Annotated in this window: 16 protein-coding genes and 2 pseudogenes; 8 read left to right on the plus strand and 10 right to left on the minus strand. The window is 71.1% G+C overall.

All coding sequences use genetic code 11. The annotated features are described in order from the left end of the window. Window positions 1–190 (minus strand): annotated as a pseudogene (locus tag J7I94_RS26795) (ISKra4 family transposase); the annotation flags it as partial. A gap of 153 nt (window positions 191–343) precedes the next feature. Between J7I94_RS26795 and J7I94_RS26800 the strand changes: the two are divergent. Beyond that, entirely contained in the window at window positions 344–784 is a 441-nt protein-coding gene (locus J7I94_RS26800; protein WP_215170900.1) for a MarR family winged helix-turn-helix transcriptional regulator, read from the plus strand. A gap of 100 nt (window positions 785–884) precedes the next feature. Then, window positions 885–1970, plus strand: a complete 1086-nt coding sequence (locus J7I94_RS26805) for an NAD(P)/FAD-dependent oxidoreductase (protein ID WP_215170902.1) — start codon at window positions 885–887, stop codon at window positions 1968–1970. 104 nt (window positions 1971–2074) lie between these two features. Here J7I94_RS26805 and J7I94_RS38620 read toward each other — a convergent pair. Beyond that, a pseudogene (locus tag J7I94_RS38620) lies at window positions 2075–2223 on the minus strand (IS5/IS1182 family transposase); the annotation flags it as partial. Between the two features lie 651 nt (window positions 2224–2874). Between J7I94_RS38620 and J7I94_RS26810 the strand changes: the two are divergent. The 4 genes from J7I94_RS26810 (at window position 2875) to J7I94_RS26825 (ending at window position 7170) form a co-directional block, all read left to right on the plus strand. Then, on the plus strand, window positions 2875–3129 hold the full coding sequence (locus J7I94_RS26810) for a hypothetical protein (protein ID WP_215170904.1): 255 nt from the start codon (window positions 2875–2877) through the stop codon (window positions 3127–3129). Window positions 3130–3289: 160 nt separating this feature from the next. Beyond that, on the plus strand, window positions 3290–4933 hold the full coding sequence (locus tag J7I94_RS26815; protein WP_215170906.1) for a substrate-binding domain-containing protein: 1644 nt from the start codon (window positions 3290–3292) through the stop codon (window positions 4931–4933). Window positions 4934–5063: 130 nt separating this feature from the next. Then, window positions 5064–6485 (plus strand): MFS transporter, encoded by a 1422-nt coding sequence (locus tag J7I94_RS26820; RefSeq protein ID WP_215170908.1) that lies wholly within the window; start codon window positions 5064–5066, stop codon window positions 6483–6485. Between the two features lie 127 nt (window positions 6486–6612). Next, the gene (locus J7I94_RS26825; RefSeq protein WP_215170910.1) at window positions 6613–7170 is read left to right on the plus strand and encodes a glycoside hydrolase family 25 protein; all 558 of its coding nucleotides are present in this window, start codon (window positions 6613–6615) and stop codon (window positions 7168–7170) included. Between the two features lie 15 nt (window positions 7171–7185). Here J7I94_RS26825 and J7I94_RS26830 read toward each other — a convergent pair whose 3' ends face one another. From J7I94_RS26830 to J7I94_RS26865, 8 genes are all read right to left on the minus strand, one after another. Further along, on the minus strand, window positions 7186–7881 hold the full coding sequence (locus tag J7I94_RS26830) for an NAD(P)-binding domain-containing protein (protein ID WP_308114706.1): 696 nt from the start codon (window positions 7879–7881) through the stop codon (window positions 7186–7188). A gap of 43 nt (window positions 7882–7924) precedes the next feature. Then, a complete protein-coding gene (locus J7I94_RS26835; RefSeq protein ID WP_215170914.1) occupies window positions 7925–8647 on the minus strand; it encodes a FadR/GntR family transcriptional regulator in 723 nt (240 codons plus the stop codon). Window positions 8648–8969: 322 nt separating this feature from the next. Continuing rightward, a complete protein-coding gene (locus tag J7I94_RS26840) occupies window positions 8970–9182 on the minus strand; it encodes an EF-hand domain-containing protein (RefSeq protein WP_215170915.1) in 213 nt (70 codons plus the stop codon). Window positions 9183–9294: 112 nt separating this feature from the next. Beyond that, window positions 9295–9921, minus strand: a complete 627-nt coding sequence (locus J7I94_RS26845; RefSeq protein ID WP_215170917.1) for an ADP-ribosyltransferase — start codon at window positions 9919–9921, stop codon at window positions 9295–9297. A 96-nt stretch (window positions 9922–10017) separates the two neighbouring features. Next, on the minus strand, window positions 10018–10521 hold the full coding sequence (locus J7I94_RS26850) for an ATP-binding protein (RefSeq protein WP_215170919.1): 504 nt from the start codon (window positions 10519–10521) through the stop codon (window positions 10018–10020). Window positions 10522–10793: 272 nt separating this feature from the next. Then, window positions 10794–11561 carry an enoyl-CoA hydratase/isomerase family protein gene (locus J7I94_RS26855; RefSeq protein WP_215170921.1) on the minus strand — a complete coding sequence of 256 codons (768 nt, stop codon included), beginning with the start codon at window positions 11559–11561 and terminating at the stop codon, window positions 10794–10796. Between the two features lie 40 nt (window positions 11562–11601). Continuing rightward, the gene (locus J7I94_RS26860) at window positions 11602–12840 is read right to left on the minus strand and encodes an Ig-like domain-containing protein (protein ID WP_251075803.1); all 1239 of its coding nucleotides are present in this window, start codon (window positions 12838–12840) and stop codon (window positions 11602–11604) included. Between the two features lie 231 nt (window positions 12841–13071). After that, window positions 13072–14298: an Ig-like domain-containing protein gene (locus J7I94_RS26865; RefSeq protein ID WP_215170925.1), complete on the minus strand. Its 1227-nt coding sequence runs from the start codon at window positions 14296–14298 to the stop codon at window positions 13072–13074. Window positions 14299–14462: 164 nt separating this feature from the next. Between J7I94_RS26865 and glgX the strand changes: the two genes are divergently transcribed. Further along, window positions 14463–16718 (plus strand): glycogen debranching protein GlgX, encoded by a 2256-nt coding sequence (glgX, locus tag J7I94_RS26870; protein ID WP_215170927.1) that lies wholly within the window; start codon window positions 14463–14465, stop codon window positions 16716–16718. A gap of 119 nt (window positions 16719–16837) precedes the next feature. Beyond that, window positions 16838–18250, plus strand: a complete 1413-nt coding sequence (locus tag J7I94_RS26875; protein ID WP_215170929.1) for a sulfatase — start codon at window positions 16838–16840, stop codon at window positions 18248–18250. Window positions 18251–18255: the final 5 nt, after the last annotated feature.

Below are 18255 nucleotides of genomic sequence, written 5' to 3' on the forward strand. Positions count from 1 at the left end.
GCGGGCGGGTGTCGAAGTCGCAGGCGATGGTGGCCGTCCGCTTCCGGTTGGTTTTCTCGCCCGGGGTCAGCCGGCCCCGTCGCCCCGCAGCGGCCTGAGCGGCCTTGCGGCGGGTCGCCTCGCGCGGGGCTTCGGGCCGCATGCCCACGCCCTTGCCGTCAGCCTGGACGACCAGCGGCATGTCCCGGCTGCGGGGCAGCGCGGTCTTCGCCCGGTAGAAGCCGTCGATGTCCGCGGCGGACCGGCCCGCACTGCCGGCCGACGGCGGCCAGGGCCTCGTACGAACCGCACCCGAGCCCAAGAGGACTTGATTGTTAGCCCTGCAACAGTTAGCGTGTTAACTATGAACGGTATGCGGCGGGAGAGCACGTTGGAGCTGATGCGGTGGGTTGTGTGGGCGCAGCGACGCACCGCTGACGACTGGATACGGGAACGCGGCCTCACGCACGAGCAGAGCGCCGTGTTGGCGTACCTGTCGAAGAACCCGGAGGCCATTCAGCGTGACGTCGCGCGGGCCATGCGCACCAGCGCGCCGAGCGTCTCGCGGCTCCTGGCCGGACTCGAGCGGCGCGGACTCGTGGAGCGCCAGACGCAGGAGGACGACACGCGAAGCCGTCGCGTGCATGTCACTACAGCGGGCTCCGAACTGATCCAGGGTTTCGAAGAGGCCATGGACCGCGTCGAGGAGTCGATCCTCGCGCCGCTGGGCGCCGCAGGGCGGGCGCGACTCCATGAATTCCTGGAACAGCTCGCCTCCCGGATCGAGCCACCCAGCTCTCCCTGACCCCGCTCCACTGCTCCGCACGGCGGCCGGAGCCTCGCGGTCAGGGCCGCCGGTTCATTCACCAGCAGCAAGGGACGCACCAGCAGTAAGGAACGCACGTATGACTCAGATCACGATCATCGGTGCCGGTCTTGCGGGACTGACACTGGCACGAACCCTGGCAGTTCATGGAATCCCGTCCACGGTGTACGAGGCGGAGGCGTCCGCTCAGGCCCGGGGCCAAGGCGGCATGCTCGACATCCACGACTACAACGGACAGCACGGGATCCGTGCCACCGGTCTGATGGACGGCTTCCGATCCCTCGTCCTCGAAGGCCGCCAGGCATCCCGCGACGTGGCGCCGGACGGCACCATACTGGCGGACCAGCCCGATGACCCCGCCGGAGGCCGCCCCGAGGTGCAGCGTGGCGAGCTGCGACAGCTGCTGCTGGAATCCCTGCCTGCCGGCACGGTCGTCTGGGACCACAGGACTCGGAGCGTTCGGACCCTCGCTGACGGCCGTCACGAAGTGACCTTCGCCAACGGATCGACGGTTGTCACCGACATCCTCGTCGGTGCCGACGGTGCCTGGTCGAAGGTCCGACCGCTGCTCTCCGACGCCACGCCCGCCTATGCCGGACGCTCGATGGTCGAGACGTACCTGTATGAGAGCGACACCCGACACCCTGCCACCCTGGCGCTGGTCGGCGGCGGGTCGATGACCGCCTACGACGAAACCACCCGCATCGGTCTTGGCGTGCAGCGCGAGCGCGCGGACACCTTGCACTCCTACGCCATGTTCGACCAGCCGCTCGACTGGTTCGACGGCATCGACTTCAAAGACGGCCCTGCGGCCGCCCGCACCGTCGCGGCGATGTTCGAGGGGTGGGCGCCGGAGCTCGTCGCCCTGGTCGCGGACAGCGACATCCCGCCGATCTTCCGCCCCTTGTACGGGCTGCCCATCGGGCACCGCTGGGAACACGTACCTGGGGTCACACTCATCGGAGACGCCGCCCACCTGGCACCGCCGGACGGCGAAGGAGCGAACTGGGCGCTCTTCGACGCGGGCCAGCTCGGCAACGCCATCGCCGAACAGCCCAAGGACATCGACGCGGCCATCCGCGCCTACGAAGCCGCGCTTTTCCCACGGAACGTCGACACCGCAACCGCCGCCGCAGCCTACTACCCCGCATTCAAACCCTACTGACCACAGCGACCAGGCAAGTCTCACATTCCAACGCAGGCGTTGGACGTGGCGGTGGGTGATCAGACAGGTGGCGAGGCCGAGGATGGCTTCGTGAATGCCGTCGCGCCCAGGGCACTGCCGTGTTCCTGACCTCGTTCGGCGATGACTGGTCCGTCCCGCGCTGTCGCACCAGACGGCGGTACTTGTCGTGGTCGTAGCCGCGGTCGGCGAGGAGTATGGCGGGCCGACGTCTGGGCCCGCTTTTCCGCCCGCGCCGAGCGGCCCGCACATGCGAGGAGGCGATCCCCCTCGTCATGTTGTCCGCGGTTCCGCAAGAGGGCCGCTGGCCTCCGGGCCCGGCAACACCTAGTGCCGCATACAGACTGACCGCCTCCCGTGTGCAGCACTTCCCGTACCCGCAGGGGTGGTTCCGGGTGAGACGGCGTCCGGATCGACACCTGTGGCCGTCTCCGAAGGCGTTCGAGACGGTGAAGTCGGGCAGCCGCATCAGGCGGGTTGGCCCCCGGGTCCAGCCCGTCAGGCCGCCGTTTTCATCCCGATGGTTGCGGCGCCGATGCCGGCGGCGGCACTCCTCGTCGCTCTCGTCTTCCTCGCACCGTCCTCTGGGGCCGCCCGGTCTCGTCCTCGTCATCCATCCGTCACCGTCGCGCGAAGCACCGGACGCCCCTCGTCTCCGCTGTCGGTCTCGCCATTGGGGTCGGCCGAACCTCCGTCCGGGGCGGGCTCGCGGTGAACATCATCGAGTGCTGGCCAGGCAGACGGACGGGCCTCGAACGGTGCCGGGGTCACCTGCTCGGAGCAATACCGGCTCCTGCGGGACTTCGTTGACCGCCCGGGTGGTGGATCGGTTCCACGACCCGGTGTCAGCGCACCCCATGAGAAATCTCCGAAAGGCAAGGCACCCATGAACTTCAGGTCCACCATCGCCTGCGCGTTCGCCGCTCTGTCCGTCGCCGGTGGTGCCGCCGGGACCGCGCAGGCGGCCGACGACGACACGTCGAAGTTCCGCAACTACGAGCAGGTCCTCAGTTGCGACGTCATCGAGGTCGTCGACCAGCCGAACGTCGGGCCCGCGGACGAGAACCACGACTGCTCCGAGACCAGCACCGAGAAGGAGACCGGTCTGGTGCGCGTGGTGGGCGACGCGCTCTCCCGCTGATCACCGTCCCGGCACGGCCGGCGAACGGAACGTTTCGTAGATGACTCGCGGATGAACAACAATCGGAGGATTGCGGCACCGCTCGCGACGCGCCACCCCCACTCGTCACCCTGGGCACCCTGTCACTGCGTACATGGCCGGGAATCCGGGGGGTCCTGCGATGAACGAGCAAGTGGAACAGTGGATCGCGATTCTGAGTGTCGCTTTTCCCGTCGGGGCGTTCCTGTGGGAATTCGCCGTCGTCGGCCGCAAGCGGCTCGGCTACCGGGTGCAGATGGACACCCTGGCCGCCGACGTGACCGGCAAGCCGTACGCCGACGTGCTGGGGGACATGCAGCACAACGGGACGGAGCTGAGGGATCCCTCGTTCGTCCTGCTGCGCGTCGAGAACGCCGGGTCGGCCAAGATCGTCCCTGAGGACTACCTGGCCGACCCCAACGACGCCTACGGCATCAAGGTCACCTTCCGCAACCGCCGGGTCGCGGCCGTGGTCCTCACCGATCCGAGCCAGGCGGAGATTCCCGACTTCTTCTTCCGGCAGGAGACCGACGGCAACAACGTCGTCACCACCGTCGCCAAGGACGGCTTCCGCCGCGACAACAACGAAGCCGAGCGCACGGGCGTGGTCCGGCTGCCGAAGGTGACGCTGCCCCGGGGGTCCGAGTACAAGGTGCTCGTCGTGCTGGAACGCTGGGCGGGCGACAACAGCACCGACAAGTTCCCCAAGCCCGAGGTCACCGGCACCGACGGGGAGGGCCGCTGGTACGACACCCTGCAGAGGTTCTTCCGGCTGCAGGCGACCAGGACCGAGAGCCATGTCTTCGCCTCCCGGCCCGCGTGGTGGCTCATCTGGATACTGATCGCGGGCGTCGGCCTCCAGGCCTGCTTCACGCTCATCTGGCGCGACGACCGGCGGCCCCCGCTGGACTGTGTCAAGGGCACCCTCGACCTGCACGGTTCCACCGCCTTCGAGCCGGCGGTGCGGGCCGCCGCCGAGGACTTCCTCAGGCGCTGCGAAGGGGCCGGCCTGACCATCCCGCTCGGGGACGACATCTTCGAGGGCAGCACCGAGGGGGTCTCCGCCCTGGACCAGGCCGGCGAGGATGCCGAGGTCGAGGTCGGCAAGGGGCTCGGCACCCACATCACCTTCACCGACGGTCTCGCGTCCACGGGCCATCCCCGGCTGATCCCGCAGCCCATCGCCATCTCCGTGTTCACCATCGTCGTCAACAAGGCGGCGGGCGTGGAGAACCTGTCGCAGGCCCAGATCCGCGACATCTTCGCCGGCCGGGTGACCAACTGGAACCAGGTCGGCGGCAAGGACGTGCCCGTCCACCTGATCAACCGCGGCTCCGGCTCGGGCACCCGCAGCACCCTCGTCGCCAAGGTCCTCAGGGGCAAGGAGCCGCCCCAGTTCACCGTGACCGACTGCGCGTCCCTGAATCCGGACCGGTACGGCCGCTGCGAGAGCAACGACCCGGACGTCCTGCTGGACAAGGCCGCCTCGATGCGAGGGGCCATCAGCTACAGCGAGGCCGCGAAGGTCGACGGACACAAGGACGCCGACCGGTTCGTCACGCTGAAGATCGACGGCAAGGAGCCGACGGCGGAAGGCGTCGAGGACACCAACTACCCCTTCTGGCAGACCGAGTACGCCTACACCTACGGCGATGCTCCGGCCGGCTCACCGGCGGCGGCCTTCCTGAACTTCCTCACCCAGCAGAGCGGCCGCGACATACTGCACGAGCACGGCCACGGCCTGTGCTCCGAAGCGGAGAACTCCGGCGAGTGCCGGCCGGTCTGACCCGGGCCGCCCTTCCCCCGGCGCCTGGCGTCTGACGTTCGGCGTCTTACATGCTGATATGCGCTTTCCAGAACATAAGACGCCTGAGATCGTTGGGGCACCAGTACTTTCGCACGTGAAAGACCGAGACATGCCCGCACCAGCAACCGGCCCGGCCCAGACACCCGTCAACCCGCGGTCCCGCGTCCTGATCGCCAGCCTCATGGGCACGACGATCGAGTTCTACGACTTCTACATCTACGCGACCGCGGCGGTCCTGGTCTTCCCCAAGCTCTTCTTCCCGAGCAGCGACCCGACCACGGCCCTGCTCTCCTCCTTCGCGGTCTTCGGCGCCGCGATGGTGGCCCGTCCGATCGGTGCCGTCTTCTTCGGGCACCTCGGGGACCGGCTCGGCCGCAAGAAGACGCTGGTGGTCTCGCTGCTCACGATGGGCATCGCCACGTTCCTGATCGGCGTGCTGCCCACGTACGCGCAGGCCGGCTGGGTCGCCACCGCGCTGCTCGTGCTGATGCGGCTCGCTCAGGGCTTCGCGCTCGGCGGCGAGTGGAGCGGCGCCGCGCTGGTCGCCACCGAGAACGCGCCGCGCGGCAAGCGCGCCCTGTACGGCACCTTCCCGCAGCTGGGCGCCCCGCTCGGCTTCATCATCGGCAACGGCCTGTTCCTGATCATCGGGGCGCTGCTGCCGTCGTCGGCGGGCGCCGATCCCACCCAGCCCTCCGAGGCCTTCGCGAGCTGGGGCTGGCGCATCCCGTTCCTGTTCTCCGCCGTGATGGTCGCGATCGGCCTGTGGGTGCGCTCCCGGCTGGTGGAGTCGGCGGTGTTCGCCAAGACGCGGGAGTCCGGCAAGGTCCGCAAGCTCCCGCTGGCCACGGTCGTCCAGGGCCACTGGAAGCAGCTGATCCTGGGCACCTTCATCATGCTGGCGACGTACGTGCTCTTCTACCTGATGACCACGTTCTCGCTCAGCTACGGCCGCACCGCGACGGACGCCGCCGTGCCCGGCCTCGGCTACAGCTACACCACCTTCGTACTGATGATGATCTTCGGCGTGCTGTTCTTCGCCGCGTTCACGCTGATCTCCGGCCCGCTCGCCGACAAGTACGGCCGCCGCTCCACCCTGATCTGGATCACCGCCGCGATCGTCGTCTTCGGCCTGGTCTGGGTCCCGCTGATCGGCCTGGGCACGCTCGGCGTCATCCTGTGGCTGGTCCTCGGCTTCACCCTGATGGGCATGACCTTCGGCCCGATGGGCGCGCTGCTGCCGGAACTCTTCCCGACCAGCGTGCGCTACACCGGCTCCGGCATCTCGTACAACGTCAGCTCGATCCTCGGCGCGGCCGTCGCCCCGTTCATCGCGGTGGCGCTGTGGGAGGCCGGGGACGGCTCGCCGTGGCTGGTCGGTGTCTACCTCTCCTCGATGGCCGTGCTGACCCTGATCGCGCTGCTGCTCGGCAAGGAGACGAAGAACGTTTCCCTGGACGAGGGGGACGGCGCCGAGACCCCCGCGCCCGCCGGCGACGCGCACGCCCCGGCGACCTCCCCCGCTTCCTGAGTCCGACCGGCGTTCGCCATCGCGGAAGCCGAGCCTCCACGCGCCCGGCGTACCGCGGTGGATCCCGGGCATAACCAACTCCCGACCCCACGCACTTGGACCACACAAGGCACCTGAGGGAGTCCTCATGCTGCGCGGCATCGACGTGAGCGCCTACCAGTCCGACACCTACGACACGGACGGCCTCTCCTTCGTCTTCGTCAAGGCGACGGAGGGCCGTTCGTACACCAACCCCAAGCTGTCGGCCCAGACCAAACGGGCCCGCGACGCCGGTCTCGTCGTCGGCTTCTACCACTTCCTGTGGCCGGGCAACCTCACCGCCCAGGCCGAGTACTTCGTCTCCAAGGCCCCCGACAGAGCCGGTGACATCCTCGCCGTCGACTGGGAGACCACCGGTGACGGCACCCACGCGAGCAACTCCGAGAAGGACCGCTTCATCAAGAAGCTGAAGGAGTTGCGGCCGGACAATCGGATCATCCTGTATTGCAACCGGAACTTCTGGCTGACCGTCGACACCACGTCCTACGCGGGCGACGGCCTGTGGATCGCCGACTACGTCTCCGCGGGCAAGCCGCGCATCCAGGCCAAGTGGCGCTTCCACCAGTACACGTCCGACCCGCTGGACAAGAACGTGGCCGACTTCGAGAGCAAGGCGGCGCTGAAGAAGTGGGCGGACGGGGCCTGACCCGCCGGGCCGGTGTCAGCCCCGGTACTCCGCCGGACGTCCCGCGGACGCCTCCGCCAGCGCCTTCCGTACCGCCTCGGCGTCCCCGCGCAGCCCGTACACCGGCGTCCCCGGCTGCTGGCGCCAGGAGTCGTCGATGCCGCCCCCGTCGACCGTGTCGAACCCCAGTTCCTCGATCAGGGCGCGGATCTTCGCCTTGGCCGGCGCGTCGTCGCCGGCCACCGGGAGGGCCATGCGGTCGGGGTCACCGGCCGGTCGGGCGCGGTCCAGGATGTCCTGGGCGTAGGTGCCGTTGAATGCCTTGACGACCGGGTGGCCGAGCTGCCGCTCCGTCCAGCGGCTCTCGGTGCGGCCCTCGTCCTCGATGCCGGCGATGCGGCCGTCGCGCTGCCGCGGGTAGTAGTTGCCGGTGTCGATGACCGCCAGGCCGTCCGCCGCCTCGTCGAACAGGCCGGCGGGGAGGTCGGGGACCGCCTTCAGCGGGACCGCGACCACCGCGATCTCGGCGCCGCGGGCCGCCTCCTCGACCGGGACGGGTGTCGCCCCGGTCTCCTCGGCGAGCGCGGTGAGGGTGTGCGGGCCGCGGGAGTTGGCGACGGAGACCTCGTGACCGAGAGCGGTGAGCCGCCGGGTGAGGTTGCCGCCGATGTTGCCCGCGCCGATGATGCCGATCTTCATCGTCCGACTCGCCTGGCCTTTCGGGTCGTGGATACGAGAACGCCGTCGGGCATCCCTAACCGGTCCGGTGGGCGGGCTATTCCTCCGTACGGCCGTCCGGGTGCCCCGGGCCGGACGGGTGCCCCGGCCCGAACGGATCCTCCAGCTCCGCCCGCAGGATGTCCGCCGCCGCCTCCGCCCGGCCCTCCTCGACCGCGCGGACCAGGGCCGCGTGGGCGGCGTCGCCGTGGGCGGGTTCGGCGGTGCGCAGGCCGGTGAGGGCGAGCAGGTCGACCAGGCCGTCCCGCAGTACGGGGGTGAACTCGGTGAACAGGTCGGCGAGCACGGGGTTGTGGGCGGCGGCGACCACCGCCGCGTGGAGGGCGATGTCGGCGTCGACGAAGGCCGCGTCGTCCGCGGTGGACGCGGCCCGGCGGCCGGCCAGCGCGGTGTGCAGGGCGGTGACGTCGTCGTCGGTGCGGCGGTGGGCCGCGAGGCGGGCGGCGTGCACCTCGACGGCCATGCGGACCTCGTAGACGTCCGTCACCGCGGCCCGCCGCAGCCGGGCCGGCCAGTCCTCGGCGGGCTCGGTGGCGATGACGAACACACCGGCGCCCTGCCGGGGCTGGACCAGCCCCGCGCCGGCCAGGGCGCGCAGCGCCTCCCGGACGGTGGAGCGGCCCACGCCGAGTTCCTTGGCGAGGGTGGTCTCGCCGGGCAGCCGGGTGCCCACCGGCCAGTGACCGCCGGTGATCTGCTCGCGCAGCCGGGCGGTGGCCTGTTCGACCAGAGGGCTGGGGCGGACGGCGCCTAGCGGCATGGGGTCACCAATCGACGGGCGGGAACGGCGGCGGGCGGGGTGTTCCCCGCCCGTCCCCCATTCTCACTCGTCTGGGAACCTGAGGTGGGGACAGCGTGCCGGTGTGACGTCGATGACCGCCGTCCCCACGGGGCACACGACCGGCCCGTCGGCGGCCCCGCCGTGGAACCCGCAGCGTCCCAGCACTGCGCCGCCCGGAGTTCGCGTCCGGCGTGCAGGAGGTCACGGACGGCGGCGGGCACGAGCCCGACCCGAAGGCCAGGCCCACTGACGCACGGGGGCGTCCGCCCGGTCGCCGGACGGACGCCCCCCCCCCCGCACGTCACTTGTCGAGGAACGCCCAGAACTCGTCGAACGACAGCAGCTTGTCGCCGTCCAGGTCGCGGCTCTTGATGATCGCCTCCGCGACGGACTCGGTGACGTTCCAGTCGCCGCCCTGCGCCAGGGCGGTCTTGAACTCGGCCGGGGTGATGCGACCGTCGCCGTCCGCGTCGATCCGGTCGAACTGCTTGCGTGCTTCCTCGATGTCCGCCACCGATCCGCCCCTCATCTCGTGCTCTGGTCATGCCGTGGTCGTCGTACTGACGCTGGTCAGATTAACGTTCCGGTCTCGCGGCCGGTGCGGCGACCACCCACGCCGGGGGGCGTCAGTGCCAGGGCTCGTAGTGCGGGTTGCTCCGGCACTCGTCCATGATCTCGGTCTTGGTCTTCTTGTCGACGGGACAGACGCCGATGACGTACCGCCGGTCGACGCCGCCGGGGAAGGCGACCTCGACCTGTTCGGCCCACCGGTGGGTGTCACCGATGGTCTGGTTGACGTCGATGCCGCCGGGGGCGTCGATGTAGTAGTTCCAGCCGGACTTGTACCAGGTCTTGTACAGGTCGTGGTCGTAGGTGGTCGACACGTACGGGGACGGCTGGTTGACCAGGACGTACTGCTCGATGTCGTACTGGCCGTCCACCACGTCCTTGGGGTGGAAGCCCTCCTCGAAGACGACGTCGGGGCCGCGGCCGTCGCTGCGGTAGAGGGTGCCGCAGGTGGTGCGCCAGGCGGGGGCGGGGGTGATGCGGTCGAGGTCGACGCGGCGGTCGGCGGCGGCCTTGAGCTTGTCGTCGAAGACGGGGCAGGAGGGCGCGGCGGCCTTGACGGCGGCCGGGGCCCCGGCGGCGGTCCCCGCGGCGGTCTCGGGGAGCGTGGCGGCCGAGGTGGCGAGGACGGCGGCGAGGGAGAGGGCGGCGGCGGTGGCGCGGCGGCGCAGGCGAGTGAGCATCATGGGCAGCAGGATCACGGCCCGGGACGGCCGGGCCGCGCACCATCACCCTTGGGTGGTGTGTCTCCTCAACTCCCCGCGCGCAGCCCGGAGATGGTGCTAGCGGTCCGCCACCCGCATCTCGAACCACGTCGTCTTGCCGCGCGGCAGCAGGTCGACGCCCCAGCGGTCGGCCAGCCTGTCGACGAGGAAGAGGCCCCGTCCGTTGATGTCCAGCGGCTGGACCGGTATCAGGCAGGGCAGCCCCCGGGAGGGGTCGCGGACCTCGACGCGGAGCCAGCCGGGACGGCGGCGCATGCGCAGGCCGAAGACGCGGGCACCGGTGTGCCGTACGGCGTTGCCGACCAGTTCGGAGACGAGCAGGACGGCGTCCTCGGCGTGCTTGGGGCCCAGTTGCCACTGGCGCAGGACGACGACCTGGACGAGCCGGCGGGCGGTGGCCGCGGACTCCGGGCGGGAGGGCAGCGGAACCTCGTCCTCCGTAGGATCGCCGAACAGCTCGATCGCCCTGAGCGCGTGTTCGTCCTCGACCGCCGGTGACCAGCGCGCAGCGGTTGCACGTCCGGCTCCCCGTGGCTGCCCCGTGTCCTCCAGCCCCGCCATGCCCCCATCATGGCCGCCGACGGCACCCTCCGGGGCCGTTCCGGGGATTACGGGCCGGTGCTGGGCCGAAGCCGCGGAAGGCTTTTTGGCATATGCCAGAGGCGTATCGAAAATCGAAAGGCGTGGTGTGAACTGGGCCGATGATTCGATCACTGGAGACCGGCGCGGACCGGCGGCCACCCCTCCCCCGGCAGGCTCAAGGGCGCGTCGAGCCCGCCATGAACCGCCCCAACGAGGGACTCCGGCCCTACGCCGCGTCAACAGCGCGCCGTTCAGGTGAACTTCGCCTTGCCCGGCCCCTCCTCGACGAAGCTGCGCATCCCGCGCTCCCGGTCCTCGGTGGCGAACAGGCCCGCGAACCAGTTCCGTTCGACGGCGAGGCCGGTGTCGAGGTCCGTCTCCAGTCCGGTGTCCACCGCCTCCTTCGCCGCGCGCAGCGCGATGGCGGGGCCCCGGGCCAGCCGGGCCGCCCACGCGTGCGCCTGCTCGTAGACCTCGGCGGCCGGGACCACCCGGTCCACCAGACCCAGCGCCAGCGCCTCGTCGGCCTTCACCTGGCGGCCGGTGAAGATCAGGTCCTTGGCCTTGGACGGGCCGATCAGCCGGGACAGCCGCTGGGTGCCGCCGGCGCCCGGGATCAGGCCGAGCAGGATCTCGGGCTGGCCCAGCCTGGCGTCGTCGGCGGCGATGCGGTAGTCGGCGCAGAGGGCGAGTTCGCAGCCGCCGCCGAGCGCGTAGCCGGTGACGGCCGCGACCACCGGCTTGGGGACGCGGGCGACGGCCGTGAAGGAGTCCTGCAGGGCCCGGGCCCGCAGCACCATCGCCGCGTGGTCCATCGCCCGCATCTCCTTGATGTCCGCGCCCGCCGCGAACACCTTCTCGCCGCCGTAGAGCACGACGGCCCGCACGTCGGTGCGGGCCGTGGCCTGTTCGGCGAGTTCCTTCAGCCGGTCCTGGGTGGCGGTGTCCAGCGCGTTCATCGGCGGACGGTCCAGACGCAGCGTGCCGACGCCGTCGGCGACTTCGAGATGTACGGTCATGCCCCGCAGGTTAACGGGGACTAACGGCGTCGGATAAGGCTCACGCCTTCCACTTCTCCCAGGACATGTTCCAGCCGTTGTAGCCGTTGTCGGCCGCGACGGTGGCGTCGTTGGAGTTCTTGACGACCACCACGTCCCCGATCATCGAGTTCGCGAAGAACCAGGCGCCCGGCGCGTCCTCGTCCCAGCCGCCCTGGGTGTCGCGCAGGCCGACGCAGCCGTGGCTGGCGTTGCGGTTGCCGAAGGCGTCGCCGCCCCAGTAGTTGCCGTGGATGAAGGTGCCGGAGGTGGTCAGCCGCATGGCGTGCGGGACGTCCTTGATGTCGTACTCGCCGCCGTAGCCGACCGTCTCGCCGTTCATCCGGGTCACCGAGAGCTTCTCGCTGATGACCATCTGGCCGTTCCAGGTCTCGTAGCCCGGGGCGCCGGTGGTGACGGGGATGGTCTTGACGGTCTTGCCGTCGCGCTGGACCTTCATGGTGAGGTTCTTGGCGTCGACGACGGAGACCTGGTTGCGGCCGATGGTGAAGGAGACCTTCTTGGCCTGCTCGCCGTAGACGCCGTCGCGGCCCTCGACGCCGTCCAGGTCGAGGTCGACGGTGACCTTGGTGCCGGCCTTCCAGTACTTCTCGGGGCGGAAGTCGATGCGGTCGTTGCCGAACCAGTGGCCCTCGACGTCGACGGCGGGCTCGGTCTTGACGCTGATGGCCTTCTCGACGTCCTCGGGGTTGGTGATGCCCCGGGTGAAGCGGATCGAGAACGGCATCCCGACGCCGACCTTCGAGCCGTCCTCCGGCGTGAAGGTGCCGATGAACGTGTTCTTCGGCGTCAGGGTGGTGAAGCGGGAGTCCTCGGCGGCCGTGCGGCCCTCGGAGTCCTTGGCGACCGCGTGCACCGAGTACGCGGTGGAGGCGGCCAGGTGGGAGGACGGCGTCCAGGTGGCGCCGTCCCCGGATATCTCGCCGTCGACCTTCTTCCCGTCGCCGTCCTTCACCACGACCTCGGTGAGCTTGCCCTTGGCCACCCCGACCTTCAGCGCTCCGCTGGTGTCGACGGCCTTGGCGCCGTTGGCCGGGGCGATGCTGACGACCGCCTCGGACTGCTTGCTCCGCGCGGTGTCCGAGCCCTTCCCCTCGCCGTCACCGGCCCCGGACCCGGATTCCGTTCCTGCCCCGCCGCACGCGGTCACCGCCAGCAGCAGCGACCCGACGGCCAGCGCCGACAGCCTCCGGCCGATCCGCCCCCGTGCCGAAGCCCCCGATATCGGACGCACGTTCAAGTTGTTCTCCCCTCGCCGGGCCCGGTCCGGCCCGCACCCCAAGTGCGCATGCGCGCACCGGCGCATCGTAACCGCAGGCCAGCGGGGGTTTGCAGGGGTCGTTTGTCACTGTTGTGTACCGAGTCGGCCCCGGCCGGTTTCCGCACCGGGGCGGCCGGGGGCGGATCACCGGGTCCGGGCGGGCGGATCAACGGGTCCGGACCGGTGGATCACCGCCTCCGCGCCGGTGGATCACCCCACCGCGCTCCCCTCCCGCCACGCCTTCCAGCTCATGTTCCAGCCGCCGAGCCCGTTGTCCGGGGCGACCGTGCGGTCCTTGCTGCGCACCACCTCGACGACGTCGCCGACGAGGCTGCGGTCGAAGAACCAGCCCGCCGGGGTGTCCGCCCCGCCGCCCTTGACGTCCCTGAGCCCCACGCAGCCGTGGCTGACGTTGGTCCTGCCGAAGACGTCGTCCGGCGCCCAGTAGTTGCCGTGCAGGAAGGTGCCGGACTCGGTCAGCCGCATGGCGTGCGGGACGTCCGGGATGTCGTACTCGCCGCCGAAGCCGACCGTGCGGCCGTCCATCCGGGTCACGTCGAGCATCTCGGTGACCACCATCTTGCCGTTGTACGTGGTGGTCTTCGCGGCGCCCGCGGTGATGGGCACGGTGGTGAGGAGTTCGCCGTCGCGCCGCACCTGCATGGTCTTGCGGGCCGCGTCCACCACCGAGACCTGGCTGCGGCCGACGGTGAAGGTGACCGTCTTGTGCTGGAGCCCGTACACCCCGGGCGCGCCCTCGACGTCGCGCAGCCTGAGGTCGACGGTGACCTCGGTGCCGGGTTTCCAGTAGTGCCGGGGGCGGAAGTCGAGGCGGTCCCGGCCGAACCAGTGCGGGCGGATCTCGACGGCCGGCTCGGCGCGCACCCGTACGGCCCGCTCGACGGCGGCGCGGTCGGTGATCTCCCGGTTGAACTCCAGCGAGACGATCATGCCGGTGCCCACCGTCGACCGGTTCTCGGGGGCGACGTACCCGATGAACCGCTCCTCGGGGACGTACGTCGTGAAGCTCGCGTGCCGGGCCGAGCGGCGGCCGGCGTCGTCCACGGCGACGGCGTCGACCGTGTACTTCGCGGCGAGCGCGAGGCGCCCCTCGTCGGGTTCCCAGCGCCGTCCGTCGGCGGAGATCCGGCCCGGCACCGGGGTGTCCCGCGCGTCCTGCGACTTGACCACCCGGACCGACTCCAGCCTCCCCTCCGGCACCCGGACCGACAGCTTCCGTCCGGGCCGTACGCCCTTGTCGCCGTGGTCCGGGGAGACGCGGATGCCCTCGCCGGGGGCCCCCGGCTTGCCGAACATCCCGCCCAGCCCGGTCCCCCCCGAGGTGCAGCCGGCGGCTCCGGCCAGCAGTCCTGCCCATGTCAGTACGGCGGCCAGCGCGGCCCCCGCGCGCCGTGCGCGCCCGTGTACGTGCCTCACATCCACCCGTAACGACCGGCCGGCCCTGGGGAAACGTGAGTGCGAGCCACGCTCTGGGCAGAACTAGGGAGGAGGACGACGCGACGGAGAGCGGCGGCCGGGACGCCGTACGCCCGTTTACACCGTCACGGCCCGTCGTCCCACGAGCCGTGGGAGGCCGCCAGGTGTCCAGCGCAGCCGAGCGGGAGGCGGTGGCCGGGAAGCGGGCCGCCGAGGACGGGCGGGCCGCCGCCGTGGCGAACGGGGTGCGGCGGACCGCGCCGCCGCCGCCCTCCGTGCCCGCGTGGCCGGGGACGCCGGTCCCGCTCGGCGCCCGGTTCCGCACCGGTCCGGACGGGGTGGCGGGCACCAACTTCGCGCTGTGGACGGGCGGCGCGGAGGCGGTCGAGCTGTGCCTCTTCGACGAGGGCGGGGCCGAGCGGCGGGTGCGGCTGACCGAGCTGACGCACGAGATCTGGCACGGCTTCGTGCCCGGCGTCCGCCCCGGCCAGCGCTACGGCTACCGGGTGCACGGCCGCTGGGACCCGTGGACCGGCGCCCGCTGGAACCCGGCGAAGCTGCTCCTGGACCCCTACGCCCGCGCGGTCGACGGCGACTTCCGGCTGCCGCCCCAGGTGTACGGGCACGTCCGGGACTGGCCGGAGCAGCACGTCGCCGACACCGTGCGCGACGACCGCGACTCCGCCCCGTACGTCCCCAAGGGCGTCGTCGTCCACGATGACGACGACTGGTCGGACGACCACCGCCCCAAGACCCCGTGGGCCGACTCCGTCATCTACGAACTCCACGTGCGCGGCTTCACCCAGCGCCACCCCGGCGTCCCGCCCGAACTGCGCGGCACCTACGCGGGACTCGCCCACCCGGCGGCGATCGAGCACCTGGTGCGGCTGGGCGTGACGGCGGTGGAGCTGCTGCCGGTCCACCAGTTCGCGCACGAGAGCCACCTCCTGGAGCGCGGCCTGTCGAACTACTGGGGCTACAACTCCATCGGCTACTTCGCCCCGCACGCCGCCTACGCCGCCTCCGGCACCCGGGGCGAGCAGGTCGGCGAGTTCAAGCGGATGGTGCGCGCGCTGCACGCGGCCGGCATCGAGGTGATCCTGGACGTGGTCTACAACCACACCGCCGAGGCCGGCGAGCTGGGCCCGACGCTGTCCCTGAAGGGCATCGACAACCGCGGCTACTACCGCCTCCAGCACGATGCCAGGAGGTACGCCGACTACACCGGCTGCGGCAACACCCTGCACGTCGTCCAGCCGCACGTCCTGCGCCTGATCACGGATTCGCTGCGCTACTGGGTGACCGAGATGGGCGTCGACGGCTTCCGCTTCGACCTGGCGGCGGCACTGGCCCGCTCGATGCACGACGTCGACATGCTCTCCCCGTTCCTCGCGGTGATCGCCCAGGACCCGGTGCTGCGCCGGGTGAAGCTGATCGCCGAGCCCTGGGACATCGGGTCCGGCGGCTACCAGGTGGGCGCCTTCCCGCCCCTGTGGACGGAGTGGAACGACCGCTACCGGGGCGCCGTGCGCGACTTCTGGCGGCACGCCCTGCCCGACGTACGGGAGATGGGCTACCGCCTGTCGGGCTCCAGCGACCTGTACGCCTGGGGCGGCCGACGGCCCTACGCCTCGGTCAACTTCATCACCGCGCACGACGGCTTCACACTCCGCGACCTGGTCTCCTACGAGCGCAAGCACAACGAGGCCAACGGCGAGGGCAACCGGGACGGCACCGACGACAACCGGGCGTGGAACTGCGGAGTGGAGGGCGAGACCGACGACGAGGGCGTACGGGCCCTGCGCCGCCGCCAGCTGCGCAACCTGCTGACCACGCTGCTGCTGTCGACCGGCGTGCCGATGCTGGTCGCCGGGGACGAGCTGGGCCGTACCCAGGGCGGCAACAACAACGCGTACTGCCAGGACAACGAGATCGGCTGGGTGGACTGGAGCCTGCTGGACGACCCCGGCTGGCGGGCGCTGACCGACCTGACGGCACGGCTGATCGAGCTGCGCCACACCCACCCCGTGCTGCGCCGCCGCGCCTTCTTCTCCGGCCGCCCGCAGACCGCCGACGGCCTGCGCGACCTGGCCTGGTTCACGCCCCGGGGCACCGAGATGACGGAACAGGACTGGTACGCGCCCGCCGCGACCCTCGGCATGTACCTCTCCGGGCGGGACATCCCGGGCCGGGACGAGCGCGGGGCGCCGATCACCGACGACAGCTTCCTGGCCGTGCTGCACGCCGGGGAGCGGCCGGTGGGGTTCGTGCTGCCGGCGGCGCCCTGGGCCGAGCGGTACGAGGTGGTGGTGGACACCGGCCGGGAGGAGCAGGACGCGGCGCCGGACACGGGTCATCCGGCCGGGGCGGAGATCACGGTGGAGGGGAGGACGGTGCTGCTGCTGCGGGTCGCCCGCTGAGCGCTTCGTGACGAGTTTTGCGACCTCGTGAACTCGTCGGTGATCTTCTTGACCGGCGGTCGGCATGGCTGGAAACGTCCCAGGTCACACCCTCTCCTTCTCTCGCCTGGGGTACCCGCATGCCCGAAATCTCCCGCCGTGCCTTCGGTGGTCTCGTCGGCGGCGGCGCGGTGACGGCCGTCGCCTCGGCCGCCGTCCCCGCCTCGGCCGCCACCGGGGCCGCCACGCCCGCCGAGCGCCCGTTCAGGGCCCGTACCGCCGCCCGGTCCCGCAGACGCCCCAACATCCTGTTCATCCTGGGCGACGACCTCGGCTGGGCCGATCTGTCGTCCTACGGCTCCCCGCACATCAAGACCCCGCACCTGGACCGGCTCGCCGCGCGGGGCGTGCGGTTCACCGACGCCTACTCCGGCTCCGCGACCTGCTCCCCCACCCGCTTCAGCCTCTACACCGGCCGCTTCCCGGGCCGTACCGAGGGCGGGCTGGCCGAACCCATAGGCAACCGCACCCAGGGTTTGACCCCCGGCCACCCGACCCTGGCCTCGCTGCTGAAGAAGGCGGGCTACTCCACCGCCCTGATCGGCAAGTGGCACTGCGGCTTCCTGCCGGACTACAGCCCGACCCGCTCCGGCTGGGACGAGTTCTTCGGCAACTTCGGCGGCGCGCTGGAGTACTTCTCCAAGCTGGGCCAGCTCGGCGAGTACGACCTGTACGAGGGCGACGCCGAGTACCAGGACCTGCGCTACTACACGACCGTGGTGACCGAGCGCGCCGTGGAGTACGTCTCCCGCGACCATGACGCGCCCTGGCTGCTGAACCTCAACTTCACCACCCCGCACTGGCCGTGGCTCACCGAGGACGACGCGGAGACCGGCGCCGAGATCGCCGCGAAGATCCGCGCCGGAGGCGGGGTGAGCGCGCTGCTGCACGACGACGGCGGCTCGGTGGAGAAGTACAAGGAGATGGTCGAGAGCCTGGACAGCGCCGTCGGCGAGGTCCTCACGGCGCTGCGCCGCTCGGGCCAGGAGGACGACACCCTCGTCGTCTTCGCCAGTGACAACGGCGGCGAGCGCTTCTCGTACCAGTGGCCGCTGAGCGGCGCCAAGTCGGAGCTGCTGGAGGGCGGCATCCGGGTGCCGACGATCCTGCGCTGGCCGGCCGCCGTCGGTGCCCGTCAGGTCAGCCACGAGCCGGTGTACTCCCCCGACTGGACGGCGACCCTGCTGGAGCTGGCCGGGGCCCGCCCGGACCCGGCGTACCCGCTGGACGGGCACAGCCTCGCCGGGTACCTGCTGCGCGGCGAGGACGTCCCCGAGCGCGACCTGTTCTGGCGGGTGCGGGGCAACCGGGCGCTGCGGCGCGGGAACTGGAAGTACTACCAGGACGCCGATGGCACGGACCACCTGTACGACCTCGCGGCCGACGCCCGTGAGCAGGCCGACCTCGCGGCCGTCCGGCCCGAGCTGCTGGCCGAGCTGAAGGCGGCGTGGGAGAAGGTGGACGGCACGCTGCTGCCGTACCCGGCGTCCTGACCCGG

The organism is Streptomyces sp. ISL-12, from assembly GCF_018614415.1.
GTDB lineage: Bacteria > Actinomycetota > Actinomycetes > Streptomycetales > Streptomycetaceae > Streptomyces.

Excerpts from the sequence above, each read along its gene's own strand:
- J7I94_RS26850 (WP_215170919.1), bottom strand. The coding sequence starts at position 10,521 with ATGGCGGGGCTGGAGGACACGGGGCAGCCACGGGGAGCCGGACGTGCA.
- J7I94_RS26815 (WP_215170906.1), top strand. The coding sequence starts at position 3,290 with ATGAACGAGCAAGTGGAACAGTGGATCGCGATTCTGAGTGTCGCTTTT.
- J7I94_RS26875 (WP_215170929.1), top strand. The coding sequence starts at position 16,838 with ATGCCCGAAATCTCCCGCCGTGCCTTCGGTGGTCTCGTCGGCGGCGGC.
- J7I94_RS26805 (WP_215170902.1), top strand. The coding sequence starts at position 885 with ATGACTCAGATCACGATCATCGGTGCCGGTCTTGCGGGACTGACACTG.
- J7I94_RS26810 (WP_215170904.1), top strand. The coding sequence starts at position 2,875 with ATGAACTTCAGGTCCACCATCGCCTGCGCGTTCGCCGCTCTGTCCGTC.
- J7I94_RS26835 (WP_215170914.1), bottom strand. The coding sequence starts at position 8,647 with ATGCCGCTAGGCGCCGTCCGCCCCAGCCCTCTGGTCGAACAGGCCACC.
- J7I94_RS26855 (WP_215170921.1), bottom strand. The coding sequence starts at position 11,561 with ATGACCGTACATCTCGAAGTCGCCGACGGCGTCGGCACGCTGCGTCTG.
- J7I94_RS26845 (WP_215170917.1), bottom strand. The coding sequence starts at position 9,921 with ATGATGCTCACTCGCCTGCGCCGCCGCGCCACCGCCGCCGCCCTCTCC.
- J7I94_RS26820 (WP_215170908.1), top strand. The coding sequence starts at position 5,064 with ATGCCCGCACCAGCAACCGGCCCGGCCCAGACACCCGTCAACCCGCGG.
- J7I94_RS26800 (WP_215170900.1), top strand. The coding sequence starts at position 344 with ATGAACGGTATGCGGCGGGAGAGCACGTTGGAGCTGATGCGGTGGGTT.
- J7I94_RS26825 (WP_215170910.1), top strand. The coding sequence starts at position 6,613 with ATGCTGCGCGGCATCGACGTGAGCGCCTACCAGTCCGACACCTACGAC.